At 67.5% G+C, this 19,862-nt stretch carries 17 protein-coding genes; 3 read left to right on the forward strand and 14 right to left on the reverse strand.

Annotated elements, in window-relative coordinates; all coding sequences use genetic code 11:
• Positions 1 to 3 precede the first annotated feature (3 nt).
• Together ACK5KK_RS13245 and ppsA are read left to right on the forward strand one after the other, a co-directional pair.
• A complete protein-coding gene (locus ACK5KK_RS13245) occupies positions 4 to 858 on the forward strand; it encodes a pyruvate, water dikinase regulatory protein (protein ID WP_416890553.1) in 855 nt (284 codons plus the stop codon).
• Positions 859 to 887: 29 nt separating this feature from the next.
• Positions 888 to 3,269: a phosphoenolpyruvate synthase gene (gene ppsA, locus ACK5KK_RS13250; RefSeq protein WP_416890554.1), complete on the forward strand. Its 2,382-nt coding sequence runs from the start codon at positions 888 to 890 to the stop codon at positions 3,267 to 3,269.
• A gap of 128 nt (positions 3,270 to 3,397) precedes the next feature.
• Here ppsA and ACK5KK_RS13255 read toward each other — a convergent pair whose 3' ends face one another.
• From ACK5KK_RS13255 to ACK5KK_RS13320, 14 genes are all read right to left on the reverse strand, one after another.
• The gene (locus ACK5KK_RS13255; RefSeq protein ID WP_416890555.1) at positions 3,398 to 4,714 is read right to left on the reverse strand and encodes a chromate transporter; all 1,317 of its coding nucleotides are present in this window, start codon (positions 4,712 to 4,714) and stop codon (positions 3,398 to 3,400) included.
• Complete coding sequence (locus ACK5KK_RS13260; protein ID WP_416890556.1) at positions 4,711 to 5,301, reverse strand: PadR family transcriptional regulator; 591 nt, start codon at positions 5,299 to 5,301, stop codon at positions 4,711 to 4,713. The genes ACK5KK_RS13255 and ACK5KK_RS13260 overlap by 4 nt, the downstream gene beginning before the upstream one ends.
• Before the next feature lie 93 nt (positions 5,302 to 5,394).
• Positions 5,395 to 6,804 carry a vanillate/3-O-methylgallate O-demethylase gene (gene ligM, locus ACK5KK_RS13265; RefSeq protein ID WP_416890557.1) on the reverse strand — a complete coding sequence of 470 codons (1,410 nt, stop codon included), beginning with the start codon at positions 6,802 to 6,804 and terminating at the stop codon, positions 5,395 to 5,397.
• A gap of 36 nt (positions 6,805 to 6,840) precedes the next feature.
• Positions 6,841 to 7,713: a formyltetrahydrofolate deformylase gene (gene purU / locus ACK5KK_RS13270; RefSeq protein WP_416890558.1), complete on the reverse strand. Its 873-nt coding sequence runs from the start codon at positions 7,711 to 7,713 to the stop codon at positions 6,841 to 6,843.
• Between the two features lie 10 nt (positions 7,714 to 7,723).
• On the reverse strand, positions 7,724 to 8,530 hold the full coding sequence (locus ACK5KK_RS13275) for a methylenetetrahydrofolate reductase (RefSeq protein WP_416890571.1): 807 nt from the start codon (positions 8,528 to 8,530) through the stop codon (positions 7,724 to 7,726).
• A 180-nt stretch (positions 8,531 to 8,710) separates the two neighbouring features.
• Positions 8,711 to 9,973, reverse strand: coding sequence for an MFS transporter (locus ACK5KK_RS13280; RefSeq protein ID WP_416890559.1), 1,263 nt, complete (start codon positions 9,971 to 9,973; stop codon positions 8,711 to 8,713).
• A 47-nt stretch (positions 9,974 to 10,020) separates the two neighbouring features.
• Complete coding sequence (locus ACK5KK_RS13285; protein ID WP_416890560.1) at positions 10,021 to 10,893, reverse strand: sugar phosphate isomerase/epimerase family protein; 873 nt, start codon at positions 10,891 to 10,893, stop codon at positions 10,021 to 10,023.
• Positions 10,894 to 10,897: 4 nt separating this feature from the next.
• Positions 10,898 to 11,677, reverse strand: coding sequence for an SDR family NAD(P)-dependent oxidoreductase (locus tag ACK5KK_RS13290; RefSeq protein ID WP_416890561.1), 780 nt, complete (start codon positions 11,675 to 11,677; stop codon positions 10,898 to 10,900).
• Positions 11,678 to 11,750: 73 nt separating this feature from the next.
• Positions 11,751 to 12,752, reverse strand: a complete 1,002-nt coding sequence (locus ACK5KK_RS13295) for a sugar ABC transporter substrate-binding protein (protein WP_416890562.1) — start codon at positions 12,750 to 12,752, stop codon at positions 11,751 to 11,753.
• A gap of 70 nt (positions 12,753 to 12,822) precedes the next feature.
• Positions 12,823 to 13,791, reverse strand: coding sequence for an ABC transporter permease (locus ACK5KK_RS13300; protein WP_416890563.1), 969 nt, complete (start codon positions 13,789 to 13,791; stop codon positions 12,823 to 12,825).
• Positions 13,784 to 15,310, reverse strand: a complete 1,527-nt coding sequence (locus tag ACK5KK_RS13305) for a sugar ABC transporter ATP-binding protein (RefSeq protein WP_416890564.1) — start codon at positions 15,308 to 15,310, stop codon at positions 13,784 to 13,786. The genes ACK5KK_RS13300 and ACK5KK_RS13305 overlap by 8 nt, the downstream gene beginning before the upstream one ends.
• Entirely contained in the window at positions 15,303 to 16,376 is a 1,074-nt protein-coding gene (locus tag ACK5KK_RS13310; RefSeq protein WP_416890565.1) for a zinc-dependent alcohol dehydrogenase, read from the reverse strand. Before ACK5KK_RS13310 ends, ACK5KK_RS13305 begins: the two co-directional genes overlap by 8 nt.
• Positions 16,377 to 16,404: 28 nt before the next feature.
• A complete protein-coding gene (locus tag ACK5KK_RS13315) occupies positions 16,405 to 17,364 on the reverse strand; it encodes a transketolase family protein (protein WP_416890566.1) in 960 nt (319 codons plus the stop codon).
• The gene (locus tag ACK5KK_RS13320; RefSeq protein ID WP_416890567.1) at positions 17,364 to 18,239 is read right to left on the reverse strand and encodes a transketolase; all 876 of its coding nucleotides are present in this window, start codon (positions 18,237 to 18,239) and stop codon (positions 17,364 to 17,366) included. The genes ACK5KK_RS13315 and ACK5KK_RS13320 overlap by 1 nt, the downstream gene beginning before the upstream one ends.
• 221 nt (positions 18,240 to 18,460) lie before the next feature.
• Here ACK5KK_RS13320 and ACK5KK_RS13325 point away from each other — a divergent pair.
• Positions 18,461 to 19,862, forward strand: a 1,402-nt coding sequence (locus ACK5KK_RS13325; protein WP_416890568.1) for an aldehyde dehydrogenase family protein, incomplete at its 3' end; no start/stop codon positions are given.

Below are 19,862 nucleotides of genomic sequence, written 5' to 3' on the forward strand. Positions count from 1 at the left end.
TGGATGAACGAACCTTCGCAGGGGCACCCGCCGGGTGCGCCCCCGGTCACGACTCGTCGGTCCGCCTATTTCGTGTCCGACAGCACGGGAGTGACGGCCGAGACTCTCGGGAACGCGCTGCTCGCGAACTTTCCCGGCATCGAGTTTCAGCGACACGTGATTCCGTTCGTGGACACCGAGGCCGGCGCGCAGAACGTTGTGCGCGACGTCGATGCGGCTGCGGCGGCAGGCACCGTACCGATCGTCTTCACGACCGTGAAGTCCGCGGCGGTGCGCACTGTTCTGGGGCAGTCTCGCGCCGTGATCATCGACCTCCTTCGCGGGCATCTGACCGAACTGGAAACCGCTCTGGGCACGACGGCGTCGGAACAGCTCGGGCAGTTCCACGCGGTGGGTGATGTCGAGCGGTACTTCGCCCGCATGCGAGCGGTGGAGTACGCGATCGAACACGACGACGGTCAGAGTCGGCGCGCCCTCGACATCGCCGACGTGATCATCATCGCGCCGTCACGATGCGGCAAGACGCCCACCACGATGTACCTCGCTCTGCAATACGGACTGCTGGTCGCGAACTACCCGCTCACCGACGACGACTTCCCGACCGACGGGCTGCCCGCCACCGTATCCCGATACGCCAACCGCTGCTTCGGGCTCACGACGACACCGCTGCGCCTCAGCCAGGTGCGATTCGAGCGCAGACCGAACTCGCGGTACGCGAGCCTCGATCAATGCGCGCGGGAGCTGCGCCGCTCAGAGGATCTCTACCGGCGCAACCGTGTTCCGTTCCTGAACTCATCGACGAAAAGCGTCGAGGAGATGTCCGCCGTGATCATGCAGTCGATGAAATTGCGCGCATGACGACGCCCTCCCCAACGAAAGAGGTACCCGTGACCAACATCCTGTGGTTCGACGAGATCGGCATGAGTGACGTCGGACGCGTCGGCGGAAAGAACGCCTCGCTGGGCGAGATGGTGTCGCACCTCTCTGACCTGGGCGTCCGTGTCCCCCGCGGGTTCGCAACCACGGCGGAGGCGTTTCAGGAGTTCCTCGCCGCCGACGGCCTCTACGACCGAATCAAGCAATCGGTCGAGGCGCTCGACGTGAATGATGTCACCCAGCTCACGCGGGTCGGCGACGATGTGCGGCGCTGGATCGAGGAGCAGCCGTTTCCGGCGGGCTTGGAAGCCGACATCCGCGCGGCGTTCGCTCGGATCGTGGCCGAGGACCCGGATCCCGAATCGGTCACGTGGGCCGTGCGATCGAGCGCGACCGCCGAGGATCTGCCGGATGCCTCCTTCGCGGGTCAACAGGAGACGTTCCTCAATATCGGTGGCATCGAGAACATCATGGCTGCCGTCCGCAGCGTCTTCGCGAGCCTGTACAACGACCGCGCCATCGCCTACCGCGTCCACAACGGCTTCGACCATCACGACGTCTCGCTCTCGGCGGGTGTGCAACGCATGGTGCGATCGGACGTCGGCGCATCCGGTGTTCTGTTCACCGTCGATACCGAGTCGGGCTTCGACGACGCGATCTTCATCACCAGTTCCTACGGACTGGGCGAGGCCGTCGTCCAGGGGGCGGTGAACCCCGACGAGTTCTACGTCTACAAGCCGGCGCTGCGGGAGGGACGCCCCGCTATCCTCAAGCGCTCGGTCGGCGAGAAGGCCGTCGCGATGCGCTACGACAGCGGCGTGCACGTCGGCGGGAGCACGGTCTTCACGAACGTGGATGAGGCGGACCGTGCCACGTTCTCGATCACAAACGCGGAGATCGAAGAGCTTGGTCGCCATGCGCTGGTCATCGAGAACCACTACGGCCGGCCCATGGACATCGAGTGGGCCAAGGATGGCGTCGACGGCAAGCTCTACATCGTGCAGGCCCGGCCAGAGACGGTGGTGTCTCGCGCCGACGGCAACGTCATGCGCCGCTTCGTGCTGTCCGAGCGCGGCCCCGTCGTCACGACCGGTCGCGCGATCGGGCAGCGCATCGGCGCCGGGCCCGTCCGTGTGCTGCGCAGCATCGATCAGATGGACCAGTTCCGCGTTGGCGACGTGCTGGTCGCCGATATGACGGACCCCGACTGGGAGCCGATCATGAAGCGGGCGGCGGCGATCGTGACCAACCGTGGTGGGCGCACCTGTCACGCCGCGATCATCGCGCGCGAGCTCGGAATCCCGGCGGTCGTCGGAACGGGGAACGCGACGGATGTCCTTTCGGACGGTGGCGAGGTCACGGTGTCGTGCGCGGAGGGCGACGAGGGCTTCGTGTACTCGGGGGCGTTGTCGTTCACGGAGGAAGAGACGGCGCTTGACCGGATGCCGGAGGCGCCGGTCAAGATCATGATGAACGTCGGCACACCGGATCAGGCGTTCTCGTTCAGCAAGCTTCCGCATCGCGGCGTCGGTCTCGCGCGACTCGAGTTCATCATCAACCGGCAGATCGGCATCCACCCGCGCGCGCTTCTCGAGTTCGAGAGCCTCCCCGAGGATCTCCATGGCGAAATCGCACGAAAGATAGCCGCCTACGATTCCCCTCGGGACTACTTCGTCCAGCGGGTCGCCGAGGGGGTGTCGATGATCGCGGCCGCGTTCGCTCCCGAACCCGTGATCGTGCGCCTGTCCGACTTCAAGTCGAACGAGTACGCGAACCTCGTCGGGGGCGACAGGTACGAACCCCACGAGGAGAACCCCATGCTCGGGTACCGAGGGGCGTCCAGGTACATTTCCGAGGACTTCCGCGCCTGCTTCGACATGGAGTGCGAGGCGATCAGGTGGGTCCGAGATCGGATGGGTCTGACCAATGTCGCCGTCATGGTGCCGTTCGTTCGCACGGTTGCGGAAGCGGAGTCCGTCATCGAGCTGCTCGCGGAGAACGGGCTCCGGAGGGGAGAGAACGGGCTCCGCGTCATCATGATGTGTGAGCTGCCCAGCAACGCTCTGCTCGCCGACGAGTTCCTGGAGCACTTCGACGGCTTCTCGATCGGCTCGAACGACATGACCCAGCTGACACTGGGTCTGGATCGCGACTCATCGCTCGTCGCGGCGACCTTCGACGAGCGAGACCCGGCGGTGCAACGGATGCTGTCGATGGCCATCGACGCCTGCAAGCGTCATGGCAAGTACGTCGGAATCTGCGGCCAAGGCCCGTCGGACCATCCCGAGCTCGCCGACTGGCTGGTCGGTCAAGGCGTCGAGTCCATGTCACTCAACCCCGACACGGTCGTAGAGACCTGGATCCGGCTGTCCCAACTCGCGGTGCCGGCCTGAGCCGGATCCGTGTTCCACCGCGCCGGGAACCTCTAAGAGGCGCGTGACGGTTGCGGGGCCACGCATGTGTTGTTGGCCGTGCGATGGCGACACCACCTGACACCCCGACCGGTCCGGTCGGCCGCCGCTCACAAAGCGGCGAGCACAGCGAAGCTCAGCGCGCCGAACAGCACGATGAGCAGGATGTCGGGCATCCGGATCAGACGGTGGATGAAGACGACTGACACGGCGAGCCCGATCGAGGCGAGCACCGTCAGCCACCCGGGGACGCCCGCCTCCCCCGCGATCCGCACGTTCGAGTGCAGCATCGCGACCGCCGTCGACGCCAGCAGCCCACAGATCACGGGGAGGATGTAGGTGGAGATGTTGCGGATCAGCAGCGAGTTGCGGGCACGATCGTACCCGGCGAGCACGCCCACGGCGATCGCGCTGCACGAGCCGACCGCGACGAGGAACGCCGCCCCGGCCAGCAGCCATCCGGCCGTCCCCCCGGCGACGAACGCCACCGCCGCGGCGATCTTCACCAGGATCGGCCCCGGCAGCGCGTTCGCGACCGGCACGATCTGCCCGTAGAAGACGCCCTGGTCCACGAGCCCGGACGCCACGAAAAACCCGTCGGCGACCCCGACGTACGCTTCGCCGCCACCGAAAGACGTCACCGTCGACGCGAGCGTCAGAGCGAGAAACCCCAGCGTCGCACCCACCGGCGGAACCGCGACCGCCACCACCAGACCCACCGCCGTGACCGCGGCGAACAGCCCCGCCCCGTGCAGCGCCCGACGAGTCTGGCCGTCTCGGCCGGCATCGCCCGCGTGCTCGTCGGCCGTGTGCCGCCGCAGATACTGCCAAAGCGTGAACACGCTGATCGCGATCAGGGCGATCAGCACCAGCCCCAGGGCCGACAGCTCCGGCAGGTGCCACGTCGCCTCACGATCGAACAGTGCATGCCCGAGATCGATCGTCTCACCCGCGCCGCACAGCACGAACGCGACCACCGCGATCACGATCGGCACGGCCCTCGGATGCCCGCCGGGGGCGACCACCTTCATCACGTAGTGGCCGAGCAGATAGATGATGAACGCGGTGATACCGAGCGAGGCGAACTCGATCATGCGGATCGCACCCGGACCCAGCTGACCGAACAACGCGATCAGCGCGACGGTGCCGAGCGTCCCGGGCACAGCGACTGCGAGCGCACCGACCACCGCGAGCACCGATCCGCGCAGACGAGCCCCCGACAGCGCCGCGAGCTTGACCGGCAACGCACCCGGGGTGATGTTCGCAATGACGGTGTCCTGCAGGAACTCGTCGGCGCTCAATCCGTCCCGCCGGACGAGTTCCTTCTCCATCACCGGGATGAGAGCGCTCCCACCGCCGAACCCGATGACGCCGACCTTCAGCATCGACAGGACGTGGCCGACCGGCCCTCGGCCGCTGGGGCTCACTCGCCCACCTCATGGACACGGTCAACGAGCTTCAAACCCCGCTCGGCCCACTCGATCTCCCCCCTCGCGCGGTCCACCAGCCCCTCGTAGGCGAAGCGCTTGTATGCACTCACTCGCTCCCGCTCCGGCTCCGGCGTCACCTCCAACCGACGTTCGAGCATGGGATTGGAGTGGGCCTCGATGTGATCGAGCTCCCCCTGCCACTGCGCCAACTCACCCCGCCACTGCTCGATGTGCCGGTGCAGGAAGGCGCGGGCGTCCTCCGCCGACGCCGACTCGAGGTAGGCAGCGCGAAGGTGGGCGGGGTCTCGCGTGCGCTGATACTCCAACGGGGCGCCCATCCACTCCAGGAACGCGCGGTGCCCGGCTTCGGTGACGTGGTAGAGCCTCCGGCGGCCGCGCTCGCCGCGGGTCTGCTCCTCGGCCTCGACCAGCCCCTCGATCTCCATCTTGCGCAGTTCGGGATAGATCTGCGAGTCGGGGGCGTGCCACACATGCCCCACCGACTGGGCGAACTGCTTCTGCAGTTCGTAGCCCGACATCGGGCCCACCCGCAGAATCGCCAGCAGCGCATTGCGAAGACTCATGGTCACTTCCTTCCGGTGACCGTTCGATCATGCCGGAACCGACGCGTCGGGGCCCCGAGCCACGCCCGGAGCCCCGACGATGGTTCAGGCCGATCAGTCGTTCTTGTACCCGGTGCGCCAGCCGCCCTGGTAGGTCTGACGGGCGACGGTGGAGTACGGAACCGGGCTGACCACGACGCGGACCTCGGTCTGCTCGTGCGGCTCGACGGAGGCCTTCTTGGTGCCGCCGTTCGGCTCGCCCCAGACGACCTTCAGTTCGGTGCCCTCCGGCACGCTCGGGTCGACGACAGCCAACGACAGACCGCGGCGCTCGTTCGAGCTGTAACCGGTGAACATCGAGTAGCCCACGACGGCGCCGGCGGCGTCCACCACGGCGTCGTAGTTGGCCGAACCGTAGTTGGCCAGCGGCAGGTCGAAGAACTTGTAGTTCGGGCCGTCGACGTTCAGCAGCGACGTCCACACCTTGCCGAGGTCCTCGGCATCCCAGGCGAGGGTGACCTTCTTGCGCTGCGCGCCCGGGTCCATCTTCTCGAGGGCGTCGCGACCGATGAAGTCGTGGTCGAACTTCACGAACGTGCCGTAGCCGAGCTCCCACGGGGTCATGTAGTAGTCCTCGATGTTGTCGGACACGTACGATCCCGCCAGGGTGCCGGTCGCCTCGTAGCTGTCGGCCGGGAGCCACTCGCGGTAGCGACGCTCCAGGTCACCGCCGGTGTAGATGGCCGGCAGCGGCGACGGGATCCAGCCCGACTCCAGCGTGTTCGAGGGGTACGCCCGCGAACCGACCGGCAGCAGGCCGAACTCGGCGCCCGCCTCGACGATGGCGTCGCGGATGGCGTGGTGGTCGGCGTAGGGGCCCCAGATCTCCAGACCGGGAGCACCGGCCATACCGTGACGGAGCGTGCGCACGTCACGGCCGGCGATCTTCATCGTCGACATGTTGAAGAAGCCGAGCTTCTCCAGCGGACCGCCGTTGAGCTTCTCGATGACGGCCCACGCGTTCGGGCCCTGGATCTGGAAACGGTAGTACTTGCGCGACACGGCGTCACCGTAGGGACGCGAGTTCGAGCGGCGGTCGACGGTGAGCTCCAGGTTGGAGTACCCGCCGGTCTCGCCGTGGAACATCAGCCAGTTCGACGCGGGCGCGCGGCCCACGTAGACGTACTCATCCTCCGCCTCGCGGAAGAGGATGCCGTCGCCGATGACGTGGCCCGACGAGGTGGTGGGCACGTACTGCTTGGCCTTGTCGACCGGGAAGTTCGCCACCGAGTTGATCGCGGTGTCGCTGATGAGCTTGATCGCGTCAGAGCCCTTCAGGAACACGTTATCCATGTGGTGCGACTGGTCGTAGAGCACGGCCGTGTCACGCCACGCCTTCTGCTCCTTGATCCAGTTGTGGAAGTCCGCCGGCACGACCGGATAGATGTACGAGCCGATCTGCGAGTTGCGCAGAAGCTCGACGGGGTTGGTCGCATCGAGCAGCTGCTGAAGGTTGTCTGCCATGAGGTGAACCTCTCTGTTCCTTTCGGTGGGTGGTTGTTAGAAGACGATGGTGTGGTTGCCGTGCCGGATGACGCGGTCTTCGGCGTGCCATTGCACGGCGCGGCTGAGGACGGCACGTTCGACGTACGCGCCTCGGGCTTGCAGGTCGGCGGCGGTCATCGAGTGGTCGACACGGGCGACGTCCTGTTTGATGATCGGCCCCTCGTCGAGATCCTTCGTGACATAGTGACTGGTCGCACCGATCAGTTTCACGCCGCGTTCGGCGGCCTTGCGGTACGGCGCCGCACCGATGAACGCCGGCAGGAACGAGTGGTGGATGTTGATCACCGGGACCCCGACCTTGTCGAGGAAGTCCTCACTGATGATCTGCATGTAGCGAGCCAGCACGACGAAGTCCACGTTCCCGGCGAGCAGTTCCAGGATCTTCGCTTCGGCGGCGGTCTTATCCGGTCCCTGCGAGTGGACGTGGAAGAACGGCACCCCGAACGTGCGGACGTCCTCGGCGACGTTGGTGTGGTTGCTGATCACCATCGGAATCGTGACCGGCAACTCACCGCGCCGGTGCCGCCACAACAGCTCCAGCAGACAGTGGTCGCTCGTTGACGCGAGGATCGCCATCCGCTTGGGTGCGGACTGGTCGCTGAGCTGCCACTGCATCCCGTACGGCGCGAGCGTCTTCTCCAGATCGGACTCGATCTCGGGCATCACCGCGGTCAGATCGTCCCGGTGGAAGACGACCCGCTGGAAGAAGTCGCCGCCCTCGGGGTTCGACGAATACTGGTCCAGCGACACGATGTTCCCCTGATGACGGGACACCAGATCGGTGATCGCCGCGACCACCCCCTGCTGATCCGGACCGTGCACGATCAGACAGGCGTGATCGACCAGCGCTTCATTGCGAACAGACATCGAATTCCTCTCAGGAGCGCGTGGCGACGAACTTGCCGGCCCACTCGGCGGTGGCGAGCAGCCCACCGAACGTGTACATGTGCAGCTTCACGTCGCCGCTGGCCTCGTCCGCTGACAACAACCCGGACAGATCGGTCACGAACCGGTCGGGGCCGGCCGTGCCCATGAGGTTCGTCAGACTGAACCCGTACTTCTTCACGATCATCGCGTTGGCGCCCACGCCGAACCGGCGCGCGAACGAGATCAGCCGCTTGATCCCCGCCGGACCGGGCGTGCCGATGCGGATCTGCGTCTGGATGCCGCGGGCACGCACCCCGTCGATCCATGCCATGACCGGGTCGGTGTCGAACGCGAACTGCGTCAGAATCACCGCATCCAGCCCCTGATCCTTCAGCGACGCCGACTTGCGCTCCAGGTGATCCCACAGCACGTCGTTCGAGATGTCGGGGTGTCCCTCGGGGTACCCCGCGATCGACACCTCTTTCACCCCGTACTTCTGCAGCAGACCCGACTCGATGACGCTGAACGAGTCGGGGTAGGGGCCCTCCGGCTCAGCCGGGTCGCCGCCCACGGCGAACACGCTGTCGGTCGCGCCGACCTCCTGCAGCGCAGCCAGGAACTCCTCCAGCTGCGCCTGCGAGCCGAGGCGGCGCGCGGAGATGTGCGGCACCGGAACGAACCCGGCATCCTTCACCGCCTTCGAGGCGGACACCCGCATCTCGAGGTCCTCGTTGCCGAGGAACGTCACATTGATCTTCGTCCCCGGCGGGATCGCGTGCGCGGCCTCCAACAAGCCGGGCACGTCCTTCCCCGTCATCTCCAGGGAGTAGTCATCGATCAGCGCGAGAGCGGCAGCATTGGTTGACACGTCTAGGTCCTTCCGACTGGGGAACGCAGCACTGCGTTCGTGGTCCACGATACCTATGGGCATAGGTAAAGACAAGAGGTAAGGCGGAAATCGCATGCCCCCGGTGCCATGCCAGCACGATCCGGCCGGTCACCGCAAGGGATTTCTCCGCACCGGGTCCGGTCCCGCCTCGCGCACGGGCACCCGGTGATCGAGGACGAAGACGGGGCGCCCGGCGATCAGCCCGACGACGCCGGTGACACACAGCAGCACGACCGTCAGCAGGATGGATGCCGTCCATCCCGCCGTCACGGTGTGCAACCAGCCGAAGACGATCGGACCGCCGGCCGCGATCGCGTAACCGACGCCCTGCGACATGCCCGACAGGGCGGAGGCGTCCTCCGCGGTGCGGGCACGCTGGGAGATGAGCGTGAGCGACATGGCCAGCATCGCCCCCGAGCCCAGGCCCAGCAGCACCGCCCACCAGGCGACGCCCGTCGGGACGAGGAGCATGCCGACGAGGGCCGCGATGGCCACCGCCGGCAGGCCCATCGCCACGAATCGTTCGTCCCGGCGGCCACGCAGCGCGAGCGGGAGGGTGATGGCGCCGATGACCGAGCCGGCCTGGTACAGCATCACGTCGACCCCCGCCGCGACCGGCGAATGCCCGGCCGCGACGGCGATCGCGGCGAGCCAGGTGACGATCATGTAGAAGGTGGCCGCCTGCAATCCCATGTATCCCGCCACCGCCCACGCGGTGCGGTCGCCCCAGATGCCGGTCCGGGGGTGCTTCACCCGGCCGGGGCGCGACGGCTTCGGTGAGCGCAGCGCCGGCCACACCCACACCACGATGCCCGGCAGCAGCAGCACACCACCGCTGATCAGCAAGGCGGCGCGCCAGTCCCCGGCGGACGATCCGCCCACCGCCAGCGAGATCGGCACGACGACCCCCGAGGCGATCGCGCCGAACCCGCCCAGCAGGGCCGAGTACACCGCGGTCATCGCCGCCACCCGCCCCGGGAAGTCGCGCTTGACGACGGCGGGCATGAGCACGTTGACGACCGCGAGCGCCGCGCCGATCAACACCGTCCCAAGCCACAGCGTCGCCTGCGGCCCCGAGATCGAGCGCACACCGGTGCCCAGCGCGAGCAGCAACAGCGACCACAGCATCAGCCGGTCGACGCCGAACCGCCGCCCCAGCGTGTGGGTGAGCGGCGACAGCACCGCCCAGGTCACCAGCGGCACGGCGGCGAGCACCCCGAGCGCCGAGATCGACAGGCCGGTGTCGGCGCCGATCTGGTCCAGCACCGGCCCGAGCGCGGTGACCGTGGGGCGCATGTTCATCGCCGCCAGGCACACGGCGACCACGAGCATCACGGCCTCGCGCCGCGACCGCCCGACACCTTCGCCCATAGGTACTGAACCTAGCCCCTCCCTCCCCCGAAGGCGAGCACTGGACGCTACCGTGCCCGCGTGAGAGCGAACCGCACGACATCCACCGCATCGGCGGCCAACGCCTCCCCGCCGGTGTAGGGGCGGCGCCAGATGGCGAGCATGTCAGCGGCCTCGGGGGTCAGGATGCTGCGGCTGAACGCCTCGACGCCCCACCGCCCCTCGTAGCCGTCGGCGAGCGCCTGGGCGATCAGCGTCGGCACGTCGACGGCGCCGGTCGCCAGCATCCCGCGTCCGGACTGACCGAGCTCGAGAAAGCCCAGCCGCGGCAACGCCGTGCGGATCGCCGCCGACAGGTCCGCCTCCTCGACCGCCATGTGAAACGTGTCGAGATGGATCTTCAGCCGCGGTGAGCCGCTGAGCTCGGCGAGCGCCATGGCCTGCTCGGCCGTGTTCACCACCGACGTCTCGTAGCGGTTCAGCACCTCGAACGTCATCATCACACCACACTCGTGCGCCTCGTCGGCGATCTCGCCCATCGTCTTCGCGGCGCGTTCGATCCGACGGGTCGACGTGGCCGCGCCCGGCGACCCGAACAACCCGTACGGCACCCCGTTCATCTGGTCGCCGCCGAGGGCCACGGTGGCCGCCAGCGTGGCCCTCAGCGCCACCGCGCCGGCCGCCGCCTCGCCGGGATCGTCCGAAGAGATGTCCGCCCCCGGGGCTTGACCGGCGATCGTGATAGGCGCCAGGCCGTGGCTCCGGAACACCGCGGCGATCGCGGCCAGATCGGTGCCGGAAGGATCGATCGGCGGGAGCACGGCTCGCCGGAAGCCGAGTCGCGCCAACACCGCCAGCGCGGGGTCGAGCCGTTCCGGCGCGGCATCCGGCACCAGCACGTTGACGTGACAGGCCAGGTCGAGATCGAGTGCCGTGCCCATCGGCTCAGAACACCGGCAGGTCGAGACGCTGCTTGAACGCCGAGTACCCGTCGTCGACGTGCACGACCGTGCCGTTGATGACGTTGGCCTCGTCGGATGCGAGGAACGCGACGACGTCGGCGATCTCGTGCGGCTGGGTCATGGCGTTGCGCAGCTGTTCGGAGGCGAAGACCGCGCGCAGGTCCTCGCTGAACTGGTTGATGATCGGTGTCGCCACCCGACCCGGCGTGATGGCGACCGCGCGGATACCGTACTCAGCGAACTCGTACGCCGCCGACCGGGTGAACGAGATGACGGCGGCCTTGGCGGCACTGTAGGTGAACGACAGCTCGGCGGCCTGTTCGCCGTAGACCGACGACGTGCTGATGATGACCCCCGGCGTCCCCTGCGCCTTGAACTGCCGCCCGGCCGCGAGGATGCCGTAGTAGACGCCGTCCTGATCGATGCGGATCATCGGGTCGTAGTCGACAGCGGGGTCGTGGTCCATGAGCGGCTTGCCCCCGGCAATGCCTGCGTTGTTGAAGATGACATCGAGTTTGCCGAAGGCATCCACCGCGGACTTCACGGCCGCTTCCACCTCGGTGAACACCGACACATCGACGCCGACCGCCGCCGTTGCCCCGGGCACGCGCTGGTTGATCTCGGCCGAGACCGCCTCCGCCCGGGCGACGTCGCGGTCGGCGATGGACACCCGCGCCCCCTCGGCCACGAACTTCTCCACCGTCGCCAGTCCGATACCGCTGGCACCGCCCGTGATGAGGGCGACCTTTCCCTGCAAACGCATTTCTTCCTCTTTCCTTCTGCGATGTCGCTCGGAGCGGGTGGGAGGAGCGTGCGCCCCTCCCACCGGCGGATGATCAGCCGAGCTTGTCCGACGGCGTGATGTCAGCCGCGTTCGACGAGTCGACGAGAGTGGTGTCGACCGTTTCGAAGTTGCTCGACGGCAGCGCGCCGCTGTCGCGGTAGGCGACCATGGCCTCGAGAACGTCGTCCAGGATCGACGGCCAAGGCTGCTCGATCGTGGCGATCATGGGTCCGTCGGCCTGGATCGCCGCGATCGACTCACTGACGGCGTCCACGCCGGTGACGACGGCGTCGGAGCCGGCCTCCTGAATGGCCTGGGTCGCGCCGAGGGCGGCGTCGTCCCATCCGACCCAGACGGCGTCCAGCTCACCGGGGTGAGCGCTCAGGTAGTCGGCCACCAGCGCGAGCGCCTCGGTCCGTCCGCTGGCCGGCGAGGTGACCTGCTGGATGTCGCCGCCGGCGATCGTCGCACCGGCGGCGGCGAGCTTCTCTTCGGCGATACCCGAGCGCATGCGGATGCCGGGGTGCGGGTCATGCCCGACGACCATGACGGTCTTGCCTTCCAGACCCCCCAGCTGCGCCTCGATCGCACCGACGGTCTGATCGACGATGCCCTCCTGGTTCGAGGTGATGTTCAGCACGAACCCGTCGGTGGCTTCGGTGCCGGCGTCGATCGCGAAGATCGGAACCTCGGCGTCGCGGGCGGCGGTGATGATGGACCCGATCGAGGCGTAGTCGGTGTAGCCGTCGAGCACGGCATCCACCCCCTGCCCGATCGCGCTCTCCACGGCGGGGTTCATCTTCTGGAAGTCGAAGTCTCCCTGGATCATGGTGAGGTCCCAGCCGAGCTCGTCGGCCTTGGCCTCGACGGCCTTCACCCACCACGCCCCCACCGGGGTCTGGTTGCCGGAGGTGAACGCGACCACCCGGAACGGATCATCTCCGCCGGCGTCGGCGGATCCTCCGCCACCGGTGTCGCCTCCCGACGAGCATCCGGCCAGAGCCAGCGCCGCTGCGGCGGCAACCGCCGTGAGGGGTTTGAACGACGTACGCATGTCTACTCCTTTGTTGGTGATGCGTGGTTTCTCTTGAGGAACGCGCCGGACGGTCCCGGCGCGCGGGTCACTACCGTTCTTTGCTGCGCAACGAGGACAGTGTCACCGCGGCCACGATGATGAGGCCGGTGAGCACCTGCTGGACGTAGGCGTTGACGCCGAGGATGTTCAGACCGTTGGAGAGCACACCGATGATGGCGACACCGATCATGGTGCCGCCGAGGTTCGCGGCCCCCGAGCGCACCACGGTCATGCCGAGGAAGACGGCCGCGACGGCGAACATCATGTTGTTTCCGTCCTGCACCGCGCTCGCGCTGCCCAGGCGTGCCGCCAGCAGGATGCCGCCGATCGCCGAGACCAGACCCGCCGCAACGAACGCGATCATCCGGACGCGGCGCACGTTCACGCCCGACAGCCGCGACACCTCGTGGTTGCCGCCGACGGCGTACCAGCGCCGACCGATCGTGGTGTAGCGCAGCACGAACCAGGTGATCACCGCGATGACGATCGCGAAGTACACCGGCAGCGGAATGCCCAGCAATCGGCCCTGACCGAGATCGTTGAACGCCGGCGGCAGGTTGAACAGGGTGGTCCCCTCAGTGACGAGATAGGCGAGCCCGATGACCGAGGTCATCGACGCGAGGGTCGCGACGAACGCGGACACCTTCAGATACGCCACGAGGTAGCCGTTGAACAGCCCGATGAGGGTGCCGACCACCAGGCCTGCGAGGATCGCCACCGGAATCGGCACCGCGCCGAGCATGAGACTGGCGGTGACGGCACCGGCGAGGCTGGAGTTCGCCCCCACCGAGAGGTCGAAGTCGCCGACGACCATCACGCAGGTCTGCGCCGCCGCGATGATCGCCAGGATGGAGACCTGGTACAGGATGTTGCGGATGTTCACGAAGGTGAGGAACACCTCGGGCCGCATCAGGAAGAAGAACAGGATCAGCGCGATCAGGGCGACCACGGTGCCGCCGTGCAGCAGCATCGTTCCGTACGAGCGCACGCGGTCGGTGCGGGTGGGGGTGTCAGTCATGGGTCGACTCCGACTTTCCGTAGCAGTAGGCGAGGAGAACTTCTTCGTCCGCGGTCGCGGCTGCGACCTCCCCGGCGACGCAGCCTTCGTGCATGATGATGATCCGGTCGCTCATACCGATGAGCTCGGGCAGCTCCGAACTGACGGCGATGATCGCCGTCCCCTGGGCAGCCAGCCGCCGGATCAGGCGGTAGATTTCGGCTTTTGTGCCGACATCGATGCCGCGCGTCGGTTCGTCCATCAGCAGCACCCGCGGCTGTCGCGCGAGCATCTTCGCCAGGACGACCTTCTGCTGGTTGCCGCCGGAGAGCTCCCCGACGTCCTGGCGGGGACTGCGGGCCTTGATCCGCAGCTCTTCCATGCCGCGTTCGGCGAGCGCGGTGACCTTTCCGGCGGCGACCACGCCCCCGGAACTGACCGCGCCCAGGTTGGCGATGGCGATGTTGTCCTGGATGGAGGCAGTCAGCATGACGCCCTGGCTGCGGCGCTCCTCGGGCACCAGCGCCACCCCCGCCTCCAGGGTGACCTCGACTCCCGGGGAGTGCGGCAGCGTCTGGTCGCCGACGGCAATCGTGCCGTGCACGTGCTTCTGCGCGCCCGACAGGATGCGCAGAAGTTCGCTGCGTCCAGCGCCGGCGAGGCCCCCGATCCCGAGGACCTCCCCCGCGCGAACCTGGAGCGACACGTCGCTCACCTTTCGACCCCACAGCCCGTCGACGCTCATCGCGACCTCGGCGGTCGCCGTTCCCCGCTCGGGGAACAGTTCGGCCGCGGCCCGACCCACCATCGTGGAGATCACCTCGTCGACGTGGGAGTCGGCGACGTCCTTGGTCACGATGGTCTTGCCGTTGCGCATGATCGTGAGCCGGTCGCACAACTCGAACACTTCTTCGAGCCGGTGCGAGACGTAGACGATCGCCACGCCCCGGTCCCGCAGCGAGCGCAGCACCGCGAACAGGTCGACGATCTCGGTGTCCGTCAGCGATGCCGTCGGCTCGTCGAGGATGAGCACCCGGGCATCGGTGGCCAGCGCCCGCGCGAATGCGACCATGGTCTGCTGGACCGGCGACAGGTCGGCGCCGAGCCTGTTCAGCGGGATCTGCTTGTTCAGCACGTCGAGCTGCTCCTGTGCGCGACGGTGCAACGCCCCCCACTGCACGATGCCGTTCCGACTCGGGGTCTGCTCCCCCAACAGGATGTTCTCGGCGACGCTGATGGTAGGGATGATCGACAGCTCCTGATAGAGCGCGACAACACCGGCCCGGTTGGCCACGCGCACGTTCTCGAACTCGACGTCCTCGTCGCGCACCCGGATGGTGCCCGAGTCGGGCTGATGAATGCCGGTGAGCACCTTGATCAGCGTGGACTTGCCGGCGCCGTTCTCCCCGAGCAAGGCGTGGATCTCCCCCGCGCGCACATCGAGGCGAGCATCCTCCAGCGCGTGGACCCCCTCGAATCGCTTGACGATGCCGATCGCCTCCAGGGCGAGCGGCTGGTCGGGGCGTACGTCCTCATCCATGGTGCACCGCCCGATCTGGCAGGTCGTTGCAGCGGATGATCACCTTCGGATGCGCCCCGCTGACGTGCACGTCGAACGCCTCCGCTGCATCACCCAGGGCGAAGACCGACTGCGTGAACTCGTCGAGGTCGAGGTGGGGCAGCAGCTGCAGGGCCCGCGGGAACGCGTAGGGCGAGACGAACACCCCGGTGATCGTGAGCTCTTTCAGATACAGGTAGTCCGACAGGTTCAGCGGCATCTCGTAGTCGGCCGGGTACATCGCGCCGTAGACGACGGTCGCACCCTGGGCGGCGATCTCGAGCAGCCCGCCCACGGCCCGCGGGGATCCGGACGCATCGATCACGACGTCGTACCCTCGGCCGCCGGTGATCTCGGCGGTGCGGGCAGCCTGATCCTCGGCGACCGGGTCGATGACGTGCTCGGCGCCGTGGCGCAGGGCCATCTCGCGCCGGGCCGCGATCGGCTCGATCATCGTGAGGCTGGTCGCGCCGTACCGTTTCATCACCTGCAGCGCGAGGTGACCGATCGGCCCGCCGCCGCAGATCACGACGCGATCGCCGACGTTCATCCTCGTCTTGTCGGCGATGCGAACGGCGACCGAGGTCGGCTCCAGCAGGCATCCCTGCAACAGCGACACCTGCGGCGGGAGCCGGTACACCTGCGACTCGTGCCAGGTGACGGTTTCGGCCATGCCCGGGCGGTTGTAGTCCTGAAGCCGCTGGCAGAACTGTTGCGCCCCCTCCTGGCACGGACGGCAGGAGCCGCAGAAGCGGACGAAGTTGCCCGCGACGCGGTCCCCGACCGACAGCCCGTTGCGGTGCGCGTCGTCGCCGAGCGCCTCCACGACGCCGGACAGCTCATGGCCGAGGCCGATCGGCACGTCCATACCGAAGAACCCCTCGGCCAGGTGAGGGTCGGATCCGCAGATCGCGGCGTACGCGACCCGGATGCGGACGTCTTCGGGCCCGAGGTCGGGCGTGGGCAGGTCGACGACGCCGATCCGGCCGCGAGCGTCGGGGTCGGTTGCCCGCAGGCTCCCGATCTTGGTGACGGCTACTGTTCTCATGGTCTCTCCGTGGAGTCCGTCGCTGCACTCAGCCGGCCGCGAGCGCCCGTCGCACGGCGGCGACGGTGGCGTCGTGGCCGTAGCCGTGCTTGTCGCGGAGTTGTTCGTCTTCGCCGAACCCGGCGTAGACCTGGGGGATGCCGAGACGCTCGAACGCGCGGAGGCTGATGCGCCGGTCGGCGAGGACGTCGGCGACGCGCGTGGCCAGACCGCCGTACGCCAGGTGGTCTTCGAGCACGACGAACCGGCCGGTCTCCGCCGCGCAACGGGCGACGAGGTCGTCGTCGATCGGCTTGATCGTGAACATGTCGATCACCCGCACCGACCGCCCCTCGGCGGCGAGCTCATCGGCGACGTCGATCGCCTGCGCGACCGTGGTGCCGTGCGTGAGGATCGTCACCTCGTCGCCGTCGCGGGCGACGATGCCTCTGCCGATCCGGACGTCGTGCTGGCCGGGCTCGTAGAGCACCCGGTCCTTCTTGCCGACGGCCAGACGGATGTAGATCGGCCCGGCCATTGTCATCGACTGGCGGATGACCTCGCCGACCATGAGCGGGTCGCCGACCGAGGTGACGGTCATGTTCGTGAGCGCACCCATGAGCGTCAGATCCTCGACGGCGTAGTGCGTCGAGCCACCGTTGCCGACGAGCCCCCCGTGCGTGCCGATGATCTTCACCGGCAGGTTCGGGTAGCACACGTCGGTGCGAACCTGCTCCAGCGCCCGCATGCTGAGGAAGGGCAGCATCCCCGATACGACCGGGATGTTCCCGTCGTAGGCGAGGCCGGCGGCAATACCGACGCACGCCTGCTCGGCCAGCCCGACATCGAGGAACCGCCTCGGGTACTTCTCGCGGAACTCCACCAGCGTCGCGCCGATGTCGGGGGTGAGCACCCATAGGTTCTCGTAGTCCTCGCCGAGTTCGGCGAGCGTGGATCCGATGACCGATCGTGCGGAGAGCATCTCTCCGAACGTGAAGGTGACAGGCATCAGGCATTCTCCTTTCCGCGCGTGCTTTCGAGCGCTTCCAGCGCCCGTTCCAGATCGGCGGCGCCGAGCGAGCCGGCGTGCCACGCCAGGTTCCGTTCCATGAAGTCGACGCCCTTGCCCTTGATGGTGTCGGCGATGATGACCGTGGGCCGGTCGCTCCCGGGGTCGGGGAGGGCGTCGATCGCGGCGACCAGCTCGCCCATGTCGTGGCCGTCCACCTCGATGACGTTCCAGCCGAACGCGCGCCACTTGTCGGGGTAGGGCTCGAACACGACACGCTCCTCGGCGAAGCTCGTCATGAGCTGCCGGTTGCGATCGATGACGGCGACGAGGTTGCCGAGACCGTTGCTGCGGGCGGCCATCACCGCCTCCCACACCGATCCCTCACCGGTCTCGCCGTCGCCGACCAGACAGAACACGCGGTGGTCCTCGCCGCGGTAGCGCGCGCCGAGCGCCATGCCCACCGCGAGCGGCAGACCGTGTCCGAGCGACCCGGTGGAGCATTCGACGCCGGGGAGTTGCACTTTGCACGGGTGCATCCCGTAGGCGCTGTCGAGCTGGCCGTAGGTCTCGACGATGCCTTCGTAGGAGAAGAACCCGCGGATCGCCATCGCGATGTACATGCACACGGCCGCGTGTCCCTTGCTGAGCACGAAGCGGTCGCGCTCCGGGTTGGCGAGGTCGCCGGGGTCCACCCGCATCCCGTAGCTGTACAGCGCGGTGAAGATGTCTGCCGCCGACAGATCCCCGCCGATGTGCACGGCGCCCTCGTACGTCCCGCACAGCTGGAGCAGCTTCGTACGCAGTTCGAACGCCAGTTCTTCCAGTTCGGCGACGCTCGGTCGCTCGCCGATGTCGAGGGTATGGGTACCCATCGCATGCCTCCTCGTTGAATGACACGGATCCTTCCGGCGACGCGGCATCGCGTCGTCAGAACCTGCTTCCCGACCGCCGAATGAGTCTCCCGGCGCCGCGGTGGGTGCGACGCTAGCACGAACCTATTTACAAGTAAACAGGGCGATATATAAACTTCTTGACGTGCGTCGACATCGGTGCGACGTTGAAGGGCAACAACACGGAGAGGTGGGATTGTCGGATGAGTGAGATGGCGACGGCCGCGGGAGTGCGGACAGGGTTGTTCATCGGTGGGGTGGAGCGGTTCACGGACGAGGTGTTGCGTGTGGCTGATCCGGCCAAACCGGGGGTGGTGGTTGGTGAGGCGGCGGCGGCGTCGGTGGCGGATGTGGCCGATGCGGTGGCGGCGGCGAAGGTCGCCTACCCGGGGTGGGCCGGGTTGAGCGCGACGGAACGGGCCGCGGTGATGGCGGAGGCGATCGCGGGGATCGCGGATGATCGGGATGAGGACGCGGCGGTGTTGTCGCAGGAGAACGGGAAGGTGCGGATGGAGGCGTGGGTGGATGCCCTCGTGTTCGAGATCCGCTGGAATCTCGCGCTCATGCTCGCCGATCAGGTCGATGCGGGGAAGGTGTTGGATACGGCTCCGGGCATTCCGGTGTCGACGGAGGTCGCGTTTCAGTCGTTGGGTGTGGTGACGATCATTGTGCCGTTCAATTGGCCGATCGCGATTTTGGGGGCGGCGTTGCCGCACGCGTTGCTCGCGGGGAACACGGTGATTGTGAAGCCGCCGCCGTCGGCGCCGTTGGCGACGACGCGGGTGGTGCAGCGGGTCGCGGAGAAGCTCCCTGCGGGGGTGTTGAACGTGGTGACCGGGGCGGACGCGAACATGTCGGGTCTGATCCAGAACACCGATGTCGCGAAGGTGTGTTTCACGGGGAGTGTGGCTGGCGGGAAACGGATGATGGAGATGGCCTCTCACACCCTCACCCGGGTCACGTTGGAGTTGGGGGGGAATGACGCGGCGGTGTTCTTGGAGGACGCGGTCATCGATGACACCCACCTGGACCGGTTGTACGCGGCGGTGTTCGACACGACGGGGCAGATCTGTATGAACGCGAAACGGGTGTTCGTGCACCGGTCTCGGATGGACGAGCTGGTCGCGGGGTTGGATGCCCGGTTGTCGAAGGTCGTGTTGGGGTACGGGCTCGACGAGGGCACCACGATGGGCCCGTTGCATCAGGGCGCGCAGAAAGCGTTCGTTGATGACCTCATCCAGGAAGCGAAGACCTCCGGCGCGGAAGTACGCGAGTACGGTCGGTTACCGCGCGGTGATATGAAACACGGGAACTTCGTGCGCCCGGCGTTGGTGATCGACCCGGACCCGTCGTTGCGGGTCGTGGAACTGGAGCAGTTCGGTCCGGTGATCCCGATCATCCCGTTCGATACCGAGGACGAGGTCGTCCGCGCCGCGAACGACACCTGGGCGGGACTATGTGGGTCGGTATGGACCGCGGACCCCGCCGCCGCGCACCGGGTCGGATCGCAACTGGAATGCGGGTACGTGTGGGTCAATGACCACGGCGCGACCCGTCTCGACCTGCGCGCCCCGTTCGGCGGCATGAAACAATCCGGCATCGGCC

It is taken from the genome of Microbacterium sp. (assembly GCF_047972865.1).
Lineage (GTDB): Bacteria > Actinomycetota > Actinomycetes > Actinomycetales > Microbacteriaceae > Microbacterium.

Coding starts and splice junctions, on each gene's coding strand:
- ACK5KK_RS13245 (WP_416890553.1), top strand. CDS start 4: ATGAACGAACCTTCGCAGGGGCACCCGCCGGGTGCGCCCCCGGTCACG.
- ACK5KK_RS13260 (WP_416890556.1), bottom strand. CDS start 5,301: ATGAGTCTTCGCAATGCGCTGCTGGCGATTCTGCGGGTGGGCCCGATG.
- ligM (WP_416890557.1), bottom strand. CDS start 6,804: ATGGCAGACAACCTTCAGCAGCTGCTCGATGCGACCAACCCCGTCGAG.
- purU (WP_416890558.1), bottom strand. CDS start 7,713: ATGTCTGTTCGCAATGAAGCGCTGGTCGATCACGCCTGTCTGATCGTG.
- ACK5KK_RS13275 (WP_416890571.1), bottom strand. CDS start 8,530: ATGACGGGGAAGGACGTGCCCGGCTTGTTGGAGGCCGCGCACGCGATC.
- ACK5KK_RS13280 (WP_416890559.1), bottom strand. CDS start 9,973: ATGGGCGAAGGTGTCGGGCGGTCGCGGCGCGAGGCCGTGATGCTCGTG.
- ACK5KK_RS13285 (WP_416890560.1), bottom strand. CDS start 10,893: ATGGGCACGGCACTCGATCTCGACCTGGCCTGTCACGTCAACGTGCTG.
- ACK5KK_RS13290 (WP_416890561.1), bottom strand. CDS start 11,677: ATGCGTTTGCAGGGAAAGGTCGCCCTCATCACGGGCGGTGCCAGCGGT.
- ACK5KK_RS13295 (WP_416890562.1), bottom strand. CDS start 12,752: ATGCGTACGTCGTTCAAACCCCTCACGGCGGTTGCCGCCGCAGCGGCG.
- ACK5KK_RS13300 (WP_416890563.1), bottom strand. CDS start 13,791: ATGACTGACACCCCCACCCGCACCGACCGCGTGCGCTCGTACGGAACG.
- ACK5KK_RS13305 (WP_416890564.1), bottom strand. CDS start 15,310: ATGGATGAGGACGTACGCCCCGACCAGCCGCTCGCCCTGGAGGCGATC.
- ACK5KK_RS13310 (WP_416890565.1), bottom strand. CDS start 16,376: ATGAGAACAGTAGCCGTCACCAAGATCGGGAGCCTGCGGGCAACCGAC.
- ACK5KK_RS13315 (WP_416890566.1), bottom strand. CDS start 17,364: ATGCCTGTCACCTTCACGTTCGGAGAGATGCTCTCCGCACGATCGGTC.
- ACK5KK_RS13320 (WP_416890567.1), bottom strand. CDS start 18,239: ATGGGTACCCATACCCTCGACATCGGCGAGCGACCGAGCGTCGCCGAA.